General features: G+C 37.1%; 9 protein-coding genes and 2 riboswitches. All 9 genes read left to right on the top strand.

Annotated features, from left to right (window positions below):
- Positions 1 to 126: 126 nt before the first annotated feature.
- The 9 genes from ACN0WI_RS06605 to thrA all read left to right on the top strand — a co-directional run bounded on the left by ACN0WI_RS06605 (position 127) and on the right by thrA (position 14518).
- The gene (locus ACN0WI_RS06605) at positions 127 to 2220 is read left to right on the top strand and encodes a HEPN domain-containing protein (RefSeq protein ID WP_417885868.1); all 2094 of its coding nucleotides are present in this window, start codon (positions 127 to 129) and stop codon (positions 2218 to 2220) included.
- Positions 2213 to 3010, top strand: coding sequence for a uroporphyrinogen-III C-methyltransferase (cobA, locus tag ACN0WI_RS06600; RefSeq protein ID WP_417885867.1), 798 nt, complete (start codon positions 2213 to 2215; stop codon positions 3008 to 3010). Before ACN0WI_RS06605 ends, cobA begins: the two co-directional genes overlap by 8 nt.
- A gap of 242 nt (positions 3011 to 3252) precedes the next feature.
- A complete protein-coding gene (locus ACN0WI_RS06595; RefSeq protein WP_417885866.1) occupies positions 3253 to 3846 on the top strand; it encodes a precorrin-2 dehydrogenase/sirohydrochlorin ferrochelatase family protein in 594 nt (197 codons plus the stop codon).
- Positions 3839 to 4900 carry an NAD(P)/FAD-dependent oxidoreductase gene (locus ACN0WI_RS06590; protein ID WP_417885865.1) on the top strand — a complete coding sequence of 354 codons (1062 nt, stop codon included), beginning with the start codon at positions 3839 to 3841 and terminating at the stop codon, positions 4898 to 4900. Before ACN0WI_RS06595 ends, ACN0WI_RS06590 begins: the two co-directional genes overlap by 8 nt.
- 253 nt (positions 4901 to 5153) lie before the next feature.
- The gene (locus ACN0WI_RS06585) at positions 5154 to 5579 is read left to right on the top strand and encodes an OsmC family protein (RefSeq protein WP_417885864.1); all 426 of its coding nucleotides are present in this window, start codon (positions 5154 to 5156) and stop codon (positions 5577 to 5579) included.
- A 139-nt stretch (positions 5580 to 5718) separates the two neighbouring features.
- A riboswitch (SAM riboswitch) is annotated at positions 5719 to 5829 on the top strand.
- Positions 5830 to 5877: 48 nt separating this feature from the next.
- Positions 5878 to 6897 (top strand): homocysteine S-methyltransferase family protein, encoded by a 1020-nt coding sequence (locus tag ACN0WI_RS06580; RefSeq protein WP_417885863.1) that lies wholly within the window; start codon positions 5878 to 5880, stop codon positions 6895 to 6897.
- Between the two features lie 2 nt (positions 6898 to 6899).
- Positions 6900 to 9620 (top strand): methionine synthase, encoded by a 2721-nt coding sequence (gene metH, locus ACN0WI_RS06575; RefSeq protein WP_417885862.1) that lies wholly within the window; start codon positions 6900 to 6902, stop codon positions 9618 to 9620.
- Between the two features lie 47 nt (positions 9621 to 9667).
- Positions 9668 to 10624, top strand: a complete 957-nt coding sequence (gene metF, locus ACN0WI_RS06570; RefSeq protein ID WP_417885861.1) for a methylenetetrahydrofolate reductase [NAD(P)H] — start codon at positions 9668 to 9670, stop codon at positions 10622 to 10624.
- A gap of 282 nt (positions 10625 to 10906) precedes the next feature.
- Positions 10907 to 11008, top strand: a riboswitch (SAM riboswitch).
- Positions 11009 to 11131: 123 nt separating this feature from the next.
- On the top strand, positions 11132 to 14518 hold the full coding sequence (gene thrA / locus ACN0WI_RS06565) for a bifunctional aspartate kinase/homoserine dehydrogenase I (protein WP_417885860.1): 3387 nt from the start codon (positions 11132 to 11134) through the stop codon (positions 14516 to 14518).
- Positions 14519 to 14526 lie beyond the last annotated feature (8 nt).

Here is a 14526-nt window from a genome sequence, read left to right as displayed (position 1 = left end):
TAAAGCTGTGCACTTAGAAGTCATTTTTATATGTAAACATATCGAAGCCCTTTTAAGTGTAATTACACTTAAAAGGGCTTTTTTGTTTTCTGACTGTAATGTCATTATTATTAAAATTTTTTACTCATGCAAAGTTTTAGAACCGAAATTGAAAATCCTGTTGTCGAAAAGGACATCATCGATTTAGAAAAGAAAATTCGATTGTTTCGCGAAGGCAAAGCAGACGAAGAGAAATTCCGAAGCCTGCGCCTTGCGCGTGGAGTTTACGGCCAAAGGCAGGCTGGTGTACAAATGGTTCGCGTAAAACTGCCTTTTGGAAAAGTAACTTCAGAACAATTACATCGTATTGCTGATGTGTCTGATGAATACTCAACCGGAAGATTGCATATCACTACTCGTCAGGATATCCAAATTCATTATGTAAGCTTAGATCGTACGCCCGAACTTTGGGCGCAACTTGAAAAAGATGATATAACACTCCGTGAGGCTTGTGGAAATACGGTAAGGAATATAACAGCTTCACCAACAGCCGGTATTGATGTTGATGAACCTTTTGATGTTTCACCTTATGCTGATGCTGCTTTTCGATTTTTTCTACGGAACCCAATTTGCCAGGAAATGGGACGTAAATTTAAGATTGCTTTCTCGGCAACAGATGAGGATACGGCACTTAGTTATATTCATGATCTTGGGTTTATTCCGAAATTGAAAGATGGAAAACGTGGCTTTAAAGTGATGCTAGGCGGTGGATTGGGTTCACAACCACGACACGCTGATAAATTATATGATTTTATTGAAGCGGAAGAAATTATTCCGCTTATAGAATCGGTTCTTCGAGTATTTGATCGTCATGGTGAGCGTGCAAAGCGATTAAAAGCTAGAATGAAGTTTTTAATAAAAGATATTGGACTGGATGATTTCTTAGAACTTGTGGACGAGCAGAAAAAAGCCTTATCTCAGGAAAAAGCTGAATTCCATATAGATAAATTCGAAGCTGCTCCATCCCTTCAAGAGGTTGAGATTCCTTCAGTAGAAATTGAAGACCAAAAAGAATATGAAGTTTGGAGAAATACAAATGTTGTTCCGCAGAAACAAGAGGGATTATTTGCCGTAGGAATTCGAGTTCCGTTAGGTGATTTTTATACTGGTGGAGCAAGACAATTAGCCGATTTGGTTAAGAGATACGCTGGGAATGAAATTCGCCTGAGTCTACGTCAGGATATTTTAATTCGTCATGTACGAGAAGAACTATTACCATTTTTCTATACCGAATTAAAGAAATTGGATTATGCGGAAACCGGTTATAACAAAACAGTCGATATTACGGCTTGTCCCGGTACTGATACCTGTAATTTAGGAATTGCCAGCAGCACCGGGATTGCAGATGTTTTGGAAGATGTTTTAAAAGAAGAGTATCCGCAGTTTATTAATGGGAAGGATATTACTATAAAAATAAGTGGTTGTATGAATTCTTGCGGGCAGCATAATATGGCTGAAATCGGTTTTCAGGGAATGTCCATTAAGTCTGGTAAAGCCGTAGCACCTGCATTACAGGTATTACTTGGAGGCGGTGTTTTAGGAAATGGGGACGGCCGATTTGCCGATAAAGTGGTAAAAGTGCCAAGTAAACGCGGCCCTGAAGCCTTAAGAGTTTTATTGAATGATTTTGATGCAAATGCTGAAAGTGATGAGAAATTTATCCATTATTATGATCGACAAGGGAAAACGTATTTCTACGATCTTTTAAAAGAGCTGGCAGATACCTCAAATCTAAGCGAGAATGATTTTATCGATTGGGGGCATGAAAAACCGTATATCAAAGCGGTTGGAGTAGGAGAATGTGCCGGTGTGGTGATCGATCTTATTGCCACCTTACTTTTTGAAAGTGAAGAGAAAATTGATAATGCCCAAAGCGCTTTAGATCGTAAAGCATGGTCAGACTCTATTTACCATTCTTATACTTCAATTGTAAATTCAGCAAAAGCACTGTTACTGGCAGATGATGTAAAAACCAATACCCAAGCCGGAATAATAGCGCAATTTGACGAGCTATTTGTAGAAACCGGTAAAATTGAACTTTCAACTTCTTTTAAAGAGTTCACGTATCAACTTAATGAACATGAACCTGGCGAAGAGTTTGCTCAGAAATATATCGAAGATGCACGTTTATTCTTAAAAAGGGTAGATGCCTATAGAACGAAGGAGGTACAAGATGTATAATCTACCAAAATTAAGTGTAGTTGGCGCTGGTCCTGGTGATCCTGAGCTAATCACTTTAAAAGCTTTAAATACCCTAAAATCAGCTAAAGTAGTCTTATACGATGCGCTTATCAATAGAGAATTATTGGACTATGCGCCACAAGCTGAGCATATATATGTTGGGAAGCGAAAAAATAAACATCGATATTCTCAGGATGAAATCAATGATCTTATTGTGAATTATGCGAATGAGCGTGGTCACGTAGTTCGACTTAAAGGAGGAGACCCTTTTATCTTTGGGAGAGGTTCTGAAGAGATTAATTACGCCCGGAGTAAAGGCTTAGATACTGCAGTGGTTTCAGGAATCACCTCGTCTATTTCTGTTCCGGCCAATGTTGGGATTCCGCTTACACAGCGCGGAACTGCAGAAAGTTTTTGGGTAATTACCGGGACAACTTCTGCTAGAAAATTATCCAGGGATGTTTATCTGGCCGCGCAATCTACAGCAACTGTTGTCATTTTAATGGGAATGAGTAAGCTTTCCGAAATTGTAAAGATTTTTAGTGAATTCGGGAAAGAAGATATACCGGTTGGTATTATTCAAAATGGAACCACTATCAATGAGCAATCCGGTTTTGGAACTATAAAGACTATAGAAAAAGTAGTTGCAGAAAAACAACTTACTGCACCTTCAATCATCGTAATAGGTGAGGTTGTAAAAGAAAGTCATCAACTGTCTAAAGAATTAAAAGAAGCTAGTGGATTTTCAGCTTCGGCCTATTCAAAATTTTTAAAAATCGGAGCAGCGTAATTAGAAGTTAGAGGTTAGACCGCTATCGCTGTTAGAGATAATTGATATTTTATAAGGATAATTTTGAAATTTGGCCTATCGAAAATTGCTTGTAAAATTGGAAATTAAAGAAGCGTACAAATTTTAGGCTGTTTGAGCGAAGCGAGTTCCTAAAATTTAGCTTCAGAATGAACATTTCATAGTAAATACTTCTAACCACTCATATCTCAATACTAATTACTACCTACAAAAAGCTAAAAAATATGCAAGCAAGAAACGAATTATATCCTGTTTTTCTAAAAGTAAACAACTTAAATATCCTTGTTGTTGGAGGTGGTAATGTTGGTCATGAGAAACTTCATTTTTTACTGAAATCAAGCCCTAATGCTAATGTTGAAGTAGTTGCCAAATGGTTTGCTCCGGAAACCGCTGCTTTGGCTGAGAAACATGGTATAAAATTGATTAAAGGCAGGTATAAAAAGAAATATTTAAGAAAACGTCATATTGTAGTTGCTGCGACTAATGATGCCCAACTAAACAAAAGAGTGCATAGTCATGCAAAGCGAAGGTATTTGCTGGCTAATATTGCCGATACGCCCGAGTTATGTGATTTTTATATGGGAGGTATCGTGAATAAGGGTAATGTAAAAATAGCAATCTCCACTAATGGAAAATCACCTACAACGGCTAAGCGATTACGTCAGTTTTTCGAAGAAGTGATTCCAGAGGATGTTAACCGAATGGTCGAAAATCTTAATGAATATCGAAAAACCATTAAAGGCGATTTTGAAGCCAAGGTGGAACAATTAAATACTATAACCGAATCCTTAATCGTAAAGAGAGATAAAAATGATTAAAACAGATATCCTAATTATAGGAGCAGGCCCCACAGGATTATTTACCGTTTTTGAAGCGGGATTATTAAAATTGAAAACACATTTAATCGATGCCTTACCCCAGCCTGGTGGGCAATGTTCAGAAATTTATCCAAAGAAACCGATTTATGATATTCCTGCATTCCCAGAAATTAATGCTGGTGACTTGGTGAATAATTTGATGGAACAAATAAAACCTTTTGAACCTGGATTTACTTTAGGAGAACGTGCAGAGACTTTAGAAAAGTTAGACGATGGTACTTTTATCGTAACTACCAATAAAGGAACAAAGCATCATGCTCCGGTAGTAGCCATTGCAGGAGGTTTAGGTTCATTTGAACCGCGTAAACCACCTATCCAGAATATTACTGATTATGAAGATAAAGGCGTGGAATATTTTATTAAAGATCCTGAGATTTATCGCGATAAGAAAGTAGTGATCGCCGGTGGTGGAGATTCTGCTTTAGACTGGGCAATTTACTTAGCTGATATTGCTGAAGAAGTAGCGCTGGTACACCGAAGAAAAGAATTTAGAGGCGCTTTAGATTCTGTAGAAAAAGTATCAGAATTATCGAAACTTGGCAAGATCGAAATGATTACCAATGCGGAGGTGGTTGGCCTAAGCGGAGAAAATGATTTAGAGCAGGTAGTGATTCGTCATAAAGATGAAGCACGTGGCGAAGAATTTAGAGATGTAGATCATTTTATTCCACTATTTGGATTATCACCAAAATTAGGACCAATAGGAAATTGGGGATTAGAAATCGAAAAGAATGCCATTAAAGTGGATAATTCCTACGATTATGCTACCAATATTCCCGGTGTTTATGCGATTGGTGATGTAAATACTTATAAGGGAAAATTAAAACTGATTTTATCTGGTTTTCACGAAGCAGCGATTATGTGCCAGAGTGCCTACCAAAGAATTTTTCCAGATAAAAAATATGTACTTAGATATACTACGGTAGGTGGAGTAGAAGGATTCGATGGATCTAAAAAAGAAGCCAAAAAAGAAGTGGTACAGAGTATAGGCTAGTTAGAATTTAGATCGCTAACGCTTTTCGATGTCAGATTTTAGAATCAAGATTCGCTAATTTGAATACTTAATTTTGAATTACATAGATCAAATAGATGATCAAAATCGAATAAAAAATTACGTCATGCTAAACTAGTTTCAGCATCTCACCCTGTTTATAATAAACTGTTCGATCAAAGTCTAAAAACTAATGGTTATTCAAAACTTTTCAAATTGTGTAATTCAGTGTACATTTACATCAAAATTAAAATAGATGAAAATCTTTCTAAAAAGGCTTAACGATGCCTATCACTTTGAGACTAAAAATGAACGTGGAGATGTTGTTCATTTAGATAATAAATCTGAAGAAAATCCACAGGGAGGTAGCCCGATGGATTTAATTCTTCGTGGTATTGCCGGTTGCAGTAGTATTGATGTGGTGATGATTCTTAAAAAGCAGAAAATAGAACTAGAAGATCTTCAGGTAGAAGTAGAAGGCTTTAGAGAAGATGGAGCTATACCAAATGTTTTTAAAAAGATTCATTTAAATTTTATGCTGAAAGGCGATGTTACTCCACAAAAAGCCTTGCGTGCTGTAGAGCTTTCTATGGATAAATACTGTTCTGTTGCAAAAATGCTAGAAAAAGCAGCTGAAATATCTTACGAAGTAAATGTAAATGGAGAAAAAGTAGAGTCATAGAAATTCCTACCCGTCTACTAAGCGGGTTTCCTATTCTTTTTAAATCAAAAAAGGTGATTTTCAATTAACATTTTTATAGATTCTCTTGTAATTATAATAGAACACCGTATATTAGCGGGCTGAGTTCATTAACATAATAGCGTTATCAAGAAAGGTTGAGGGATTAGACCCGGTGAAACCTTAGCAACCCTCTGTTTACTATGGAGAAGGTGCTACCTTCTACTACGGTTTTTTCGTAGATAGATAACATCAAGACTTCCTTTTTCTTCTTTTTTGATAGCGTTTAGAACATAATAACATGTCGAAATTAGAAGAATTATTAGCCGAAAAAATATTGATCCTTGATGGTGCAATGGGGACCATGCTTCAGGAATATAAATTTACTGAAGAAGACTTCCGTGGCGATCGTTTTAAAGATTGGCCGGTGTCATTACAGGGAAATAATGATCTCCTTTCTATCACCCAACCCGAGGCAATAGCCACAATCCATAAGAAATACTTTCAGGCAGGAGCCGATATTGTGGAAACCAATACTTTTTCGGGAACTACTATTGCAATGGCCGATTATCAAATGGAAGAGCTTGTAGATGAATTAAATTACGAGTCGGCTAAAATCGCTAAACAAGTAGCTACAGAATTAACTGAAGCAAATCCCGATCAACCTAAATTTGTTGCCGGAGCAATGGGACCTACAAACAAAACAGCAAGTATGTCTCCAGATGTAAATGATCCTGGATTTCGGGCAATTTCTTTTGACCAACTTAGAATTGCCTATAAACAACAAGCAAGAGCCTTAATAAAAGGAGGAGTAGATATTTTGTTGGTAGAGACCGTATTCGATACTTTAAATGCTAAAGCAGCTCTTTTTGCAATAGATGAACTTAAAGAAGAATTAGATTTAGATATTCCGGTGATGGTAAGCGGTACGATTACCGATGCTTCAGGTAGAACCTTGTCTGGGCAAACCGCAGAAGCTTTTCTTATATCAGTTTCACATATTCCATTATTAAGTATTGGTTTTAATTGTGCTTTGGGGGCAAAACAGTTAACTCCGCATTTAGAAGTATTGTCTTATAAAACACAATATGGTGTTTCCGCCTATCCCAATGCCGGTTTGCCAAACGCTTTTGGAGAGTACGATGAATCTCCCGATGAAATGGCGATTCAAACTAAAGAATATCTCGATAAAAGTTTGGTTAACATCTTAGGAGGATGTTGCGGTACAACACCAGATCATATAAAAGCAATTGCAAATATTGCTAAAGATTACAAACCTAGACCTATAAAAAGTCTTCAACATAAAAAAGCTTCGGCCTAAAAATGGAAGGATTAGATCATAATTTAGCCAATAATACTTCAGGAAAAACCGATTATCGACCATTACAATTGTCGGGTCTGGAACCTTTAATTATTACTCCAGATAGCAATTTTGTAAACGTAGGAGAACGTACTAATGTAGCCGGTTCTAAACGATTTTTAAGGTTAATCAAAGAAGAAAAGTTCGATGAAGCTTTAGATGTGGCCAGAGATCAGGTAGATGGCGGTGCACAGATTATCGATATTAATATGGACGACGGACTTATCGATGGTAAAGAAGCCATGGTAAAGTTCCTAAATTTGATTGTAGCCGAGCCTGATATTGCTCGTGTTCCGATAATGATAGATAGTTCTAAATGGGAAATTATCGAGGCTGGTTTGCAAGTGGTACAAGGGAAATGCGTAGTGAATTCTATTTCATTAAAAGAAGGTGAAGCGCAATTCATAGAACATGCAAGGAAAATAAAGCGTTACGGAGCGGCAGTTATTGTAATGGCTTTTGATGAGGTTGGGCAAGCCGATAATTACGATCGCAGAATTGAAATTTCAAAACGTTCCTACGACGTCCTTGTAGATAAAGTAAATTTTCCACCAGAGGATATTATTTTCGACTTAAATATCTTTCCTGTAGGAACAGGTATGGATGAGCATCGTAGAAATGCGATAGATTTTATTGAGGCAACGGCATGGGTAAAAGAAAACTTACCGTATTGTAGCGTAAGCGGTGGGGTAAGTAATGTATCTTTTTCTTTCCGGGGAAATAATCCTGTACGGGAAGCTATGCACTCTGTGTTTCTTTATTATGCCATAAAGGCCGGAATGAATATGGGAATTGTAAACCCTGCATTATTGGAGGTTTACGATCAAATTCCAAAAGATTTACTGGAGCATGTAGAAGATGTAATTTTAGATCGTAGAGACGATGCTACCGAGCGTTTGTTGGATTTTGCTGAAACAGTAAAAGGAACCGCAAAAACCAGTAAAGTCGATTTAAGTTGGCGAGAGGGTAGTATTCAAGACCGGATAACCCATGCGCTTGTTAAAGGAGTAGATGCTTATATTGTTGAAGATGTAGAAGCAGCCAGACTGGAAGCAGAGCGGCCTATCGATGTAATTGAAGGCTCGTTGATGATAGGGATGAATGTGGTTGGAGATCTCTTTGGAAGTGGGAAAATGTTTCTCCCACAGGTAGTAAAATCGGCACGGGTAATGAAAAAAGCCGTAGCTTATCTATTACCTTTTATTGAAAATGATAAAACCAGTAAACGAGAACCTGCCGGAAAGGTGTTGATGGCCACCGTAAAAGGAGATGTTCACGATATTGGTAAAAATATTGTAAGCGTAGTTTTAGGATGTAATAATTACGAAATTATTGATCTTGGCGTAATGGTACCGCCAGAGAAAATTATTGATGCTGCAAAAGCTAATAATGTAGATGCTATAGGTTTAAGCGGACTAATAACGCCTTCTTTAGATGAAATGGTTTTTTTGGCTAAAGAAATGCAACGACAAAATTTTAATGTGCCTCTGCTTATTGGTGGAGCTACAACTTCTAAAGCGCATACCGCAGTAAAAATAGATCCACAATATATGCACGCAGTCGCGCATGTAAACGATGCTTCAAGAGCAGTTACGGTTGTTGGGGATTTATTGAATAAAAAAACAAGAGAAGCTTACAAAGAAAATTTAAAAACAGAATATGAGGTTTTTCGAAACAATTTTGGAAAACGAAGTAAAGTAAAAAGTTTTCTGTCTATTGAAGAAGCTCGAGAAAACAACTATAAAATAGATTGGAAAACAACCAATATCACGAAACCAAATCGTTTAGGAATTCAAATTCTTGAAGATTTCGATTTAAATGAATTAGTACCTTATATCGATTGGAGTCCGTTTTTTAGAAGTTGGGATCTACATGGACTTTATCCTAATATTTTAGAAGATAAAGTAGTAGGAGAGCAGGCAACATCGCTTTTTGAAGATGCTAAAGTTTTGTTGAAGCGTATTTTAGATGAAAAACTGCTAAAGGCGAAAGCAATTTACGGTTTATTTGCAGCCAATACCATCAATCATGATGATATAGAGGTGTATTATAATCAAGATTCTGAAGAAAAAACAGCCATTTTTAGAACGTTACGACAACAATTAAAAAAGCATGCAGGAAAACCTAATTTCGCGCTTTCAGATTATATCGCGCCAAAAGAAAGCGGCATTAAAGATTATATGGGTTGTTTTTGTGTTTCTACGGGATTCGGAACGCAGGAATTAGCAGCCGAATTTGAGAAAAATCATGACGATTATAATTCAATTATGATCAAAGCGCTAGCCGATCGTTTTGCCGAAGCCTTTGCTGAGTATTTGCACAAAAAAATCAGAAAAGAAGATTGGGGATATGCTTCCGAAGAAAATCTAAGTAACGAAGAACTTATTAAAGAAAATTATAAAGGTATTCGTCCGGCGCCCGGATATCCGGCCTGTCCAGATCATTTAGAGAAATTAACCATTTGGGATATTTTAAAGGTTGAAGAGCGCATTGGCGTAAAACTTACTGAAAGTTTAGCCATGTGGCCCGCAGCCAGCGTAAGTGGTTATTATTTTTCAAATCCTGAAGCGAGGTATTTCGGACTAGGAAAGATAAAAGAAGATCAGGTTAAAGATTTTGCCGAACGTAAAGACATTGATTATAAAAAGGCCGAAAAATGGCTTAACCCAAATATTGCAGATTAAAAATAAGCTGACGGCTAACAGCTATCAGTGATTAGCAGCTTAAGACAATGAAAGTAACCGAGCATATAGAAAACGCAAAAGGAAAAACTCTTTTTTCATTTGAAATTGTTCCTCCACAAAAGGGAAAAAATATTCAGGAATTATACGATAATATCGATCCTTTAATGGAATTTAATCCCCCGTTTATAGATGTAACGACTTCTAGAGAAGAGCATATCTACATTAAGCGGGAAGATGGATTGCTAGAACGTAAAATTACCAGAATGCGTCCCGGTACAGTTGGTATTTGTGCGGCAATAAAGCAAAAGTACGATGTAGATACTATTCCGCATGTTCTTTGCGGTGGGTTTACAAAAGAAGAAACCGAATATGTATTAGTAGATTGTCATTATTTAGGAATAGAAAATGTGATGGCTTTACGAGGTGATGCGATGAAACATCAGCGTTATTTTGAACCTACAACTGGGGGGCATTGTTATGCTAATGAGCTTGTAGGTCAAATTAAAGATTTATCCAAAGGGAAATATTTAAATGAAGTTATTGATTCTGATAATCATGCCGATTTTTGTGTTGGGGTGGCCGGTTATCCTGAGAAGCATTTAGAATCTCCTTCTTTAGAAACCGATCTTAAAAAATTAAAAGCAAAGGTAGATGCCGGTGCAGATTATGTGGTAACACAGATGTTTTTTAATAATCAGGCATATTTTGAGTTTGTAGAGAAAGCAAAGCAAATGGGCATAAATGTACCTATAATCCCTGGAATTAAACCTATTGCTGTAAAGAAGCATTTACAATTGCTACCTCATGTGTTCAGTATAGATCTTCCACAAGATCTAATTTATAATGTAGAGGCTTGTAAGAATAATAAAGAAGTCAGAGAAGTGGGAATCGAATGGGCGATTCAACAAACAAAAGAATTGAAAGAAGCGGGAGTACCGGTACTGCATTTTTATTCGATGGGAAAAAGCTCGAATATTAAAAAGATTGCTGAAGCGGTTTTCTAGTAGTCAGTAGTTAGAATTGAGACTGAACCAAAAGTCAGGATTAGATTATTTTGAATTCTAAAAGTTGAATTTGAATGAAGGTTCAGAGCTTTTTTATCGATTATTATTTCGACTGAAGCGTAGCGGAATGGAGAAATCTTTCCGCTGATAGCTAAAGGCAGAACACAAAAAAGTATCACTACTCAATTCTCTATATTACCTACTAAACTAAACCCAAAAAAATGTTGGTTGATCGTAAATTATTACCGTAATTTGTGGTTACAAAGTTCAGAAACTTACTGATTGTTATCAAGAAAGGCTGAGGGAATAGACCCGCAGAAGCCTTAGCAACCCTTTGCAAACAAAGAAGGTGCTACGTTCTACCGATTTTCGGATAGATAACAGAAAGATTCTTCACCGAATTAATCGCAAAAACTTTTCTTGATCATAACAAAGCGCACTCCTATAACAAGGATGTATGCTGATGTCAGTCTGTTTTAGGCTTTAAAAGTTTAAAAAATAGAAAAGTTGAAACAAGATCTATTACAATTACAGCTTAAAGATTTTACCACATTAAGTGGTAGCACACAAGACATCACCCTGTCGTATCATATATTCGGCCAGCCATTACATTCGGCACCTATCGTGACGATTAATCACGCCCTTACGGGAAATTCTGAGGTTGCCGGTGAAACCGGTTGGTGGAAAGATGTTGTAGGCCCAGAAAAGTGTATCGATACCGATAAATATACCATTTTGGCGTTTAATGTACCCGGTAATGGTTATGACGGAATTCTTATCGAGAACTATAAAGACTTTGTCGCAAGAGATATTGCCAGGATATTCCTTTTAGGCTTAGATTCATTAAAAATCGATCATCTTTTTGCCTTAGTTGGTGGTTCTTTGGGTGGCGGAATTGCCTGGGAAATGGCGGCGCTTAGTCCGGAAATTACCGATAATTTAATCACGGTAGCAACAGATTGGAAATCGACCGACTGGCTTATCGCCAATTGCCAGATTCAGGAATTGTTTTTAAATAATTCCAAACATCCGGTACATGATGCGCGCATGCATGCGATGCTGTGTTACCGAACCCCTGAGTCTTTTAAGTCCCGCTTTAAAAGAACCACAAATGAGGAACTTCAGGTTTTTAATGTAGAAAGCTGGTTGTTGCACCACGGCGCAAAACTTCAGGAACGTTTTCAGGTGGGAGCTTATAAATTAATGAATCAACTTTTAAAAACGATCGATGTTTCTCGTGGCAGGCCAGAGCTGGATAAGGTTTTAGAAAGTATCAAAGCCAATATTTGCATTATTGGGGTCGATTCAGATCTCTTTTTTACAGCGGAAGAAAACAGGGAAACCTATAAGCAGCTGGCGCAAAGCAGTAACAAAGTGACTTATGGCGAAATTCATTCGTTGCACGGTCATGATGCATTTTTAATCGAATTTAAACAACTGGAAAATATAATTGCAGGCATTTTTCAAAAAACAAAAAAAATGAAAGTAGTAAAGTTTGGTGGAAAATCTCTAGCCAACGGAGAAGGTATCAATACGGTTTTAGAAATTATAGAGGAAAAGATTCAAAACGAAGAACGTATTGCGGTAGTGGTTTCAGCAAGAGGAAAAACCACAGATCAGCTTGAAAATTTATTGGAGAAAGCATCAGAGAACGAAGATTTTGCCTCAGCTTTCGAGAAGTTTAAAGCCTATCAGATCTCAGAATATGATTTTGTAGATTTTTCCGAAGAATTTAAAAGTATCGAGAAACTACTGGAAGGTGTTCGTTTGCTTGGTGATTACAGTCCTAAAATTAAAGATCAGTTACTTTCTCAGGGTGAACTAATGTCGGCTAAATTGATTACTGAAATTTTAAAACAACGTGGTTATAAAGCCAATTTCACCGATAGCCGCCAGTTGATAAAAACCGATGATATTTTTGGAAATGCCCAACCTTTAGAGGCGCTTTCTAAAGAAAATGTCGTAAAACATTTTGAACAATTCAATGGTAAAACTGTGAATATCGTTACTGGTTTTATCGGATCGAATGTTAAAAATGAAACCACCACTTTGGGGAGGAATGGTAGTAATTATACGGCTTCTTTAATCGCGAATTACCTGGATGCCGAAGAGTTACAAAATTATACGCATGTAGATGGAATTTATACAGCAAATCCAGATTTAGTGCCAAGTGCACAACGCATCGAACAGCTGTCTTATAACGAAGCGAATGAGCTTGCAAATTTTGGAGCGACGATTTTACATGCAAAAACAATAATTCCGTTAATCGAAAAGAATATTCCGCTTCGGATATTAAATACCTTTAATAATGATAATCAGGGCACTTTGATCACGGCAAAACCAAATAAAGAAGGAATGAAATCCCTTTCGGTTTTGGAGCATACAGCCTTGCTAAATCTAGAAGGTCGTGGTCTACTCGGGAAATCTGGTGTGGATGCAAGGATTTTCCGCGCGCTTGGGGATGCACAAATAAGTGTAAGTATTATTTCGCAGGGTTCTTCGGAACGTGGAATTGGTTTGGTGGTAGATGCTGAGAATGCCGTACGTGCGGTAAAAGCTTTAGAACGAGAATTTGAAAGTGATTTTTATTCCAAAGACGTAAATAAGATATCTGTTGTAGATGATGTTTCCGTGATCTCAATAGTTGGTCAGGATCTAAGTACTTTCCATAAACCTTACGATGCTTTAATTAGGAACCAGATTGTACCGTTGCTTTTCAATAATACGGTAACTGGGAAAAACGTGAGTTTAGTGGTTAAAAAAGCGCAATTGAACAAAGCGTTAAACGTAATTCACGGAGAGATTTTTGAGATCTGTAAAAAAATCAATATTGCGATTTTTGGCCATGGTACGGTTGGCGGAACCTTGATCAATCAGATTTTAAATTCGGCTGCTTCAATAGAAGAGCGTAAAAAGGTAAAACTGAATATTTTTGCGGTGTCCAATTCCAGAAAACTATTGCTTCATGCTACCGGAATTGGCGAAGATTGGAAAAAACAGCTTGAACAAACAGATCAGGAAGCTTCTTTAGACGAAGTGATTAATTACACCAAATTATTTCATTTAGAAAATCTGATCGCAGTCGATAATACAGCGAGCGAAGCTTTTGTTCAGCATTACAATAAACTGGTAGATCATGGTTTTGATTTAGTGTCTTCAAACAAAATCGCGAATACTTTAACTTTCGATTTTTATGCAGCATTGCGTGAGAATTTAGAAAAAAATCAGAAGCAATATCTATATGAAACCAATGTTGGTGCAGGCCTACCTTTGATCGATACTATTCGGATTTTACATCTTTCCGGGGAGAATATTACCCGAATTCGTGGTGTGTTTTCAGGAACGCTAAGTTATTTATTTAATACATTTTCTGCGGAAGATCGATCCTTTAGTAGTGTGTTGAAAGAGGCCATCGATAAAGGATTTACCGAGCCAGATCCTCGGGAAGATTTAAACGGAAATGATGTTGGTCGAAAATTATTGATTTTGGCCAGAGAACTTGACCTTCATAATGAGTTTACTGATGTGAAAATAAATAACCTGGTGCCGGAAGATTTACGTGGTGGTGATGCAAAAACATTTGTAGTGAAATTGGAAGAATTAGATGAAACCTATCAGAAAATAAAAGAAGAGCAAAAGCCTAATCATGTTTTGCGATATATAGGCGATTTATCGGGAGACTTGCAGCAGGATAAAGGAGAGTTAGAAGTAAAACTGGTTTCTGTGCCTGATGAAAGTAGTTTGGGACAAGTAAAAGGAGCCGATTCTATTTTTGAAATTTATACCGAATCCTATGGCGATCGTCCAATTGTTATTCAGGGAGCTGGCGCGGGTGCTGCCGTAACTGCTCGTGGTGTATTTGGTGATATTTTAAAACTTTCAGAAAAGAAATAAAAGACTTT

Source organism: Zunongwangia sp. (assembly GCF_048269745.1).
Taxonomy (GTDB): domain Bacteria; phylum Bacteroidota; class Bacteroidia; order Flavobacteriales; family Flavobacteriaceae; genus Zunongwangia.
This window is presented reverse-complemented; position numbering and strand designations above follow the sequence as displayed.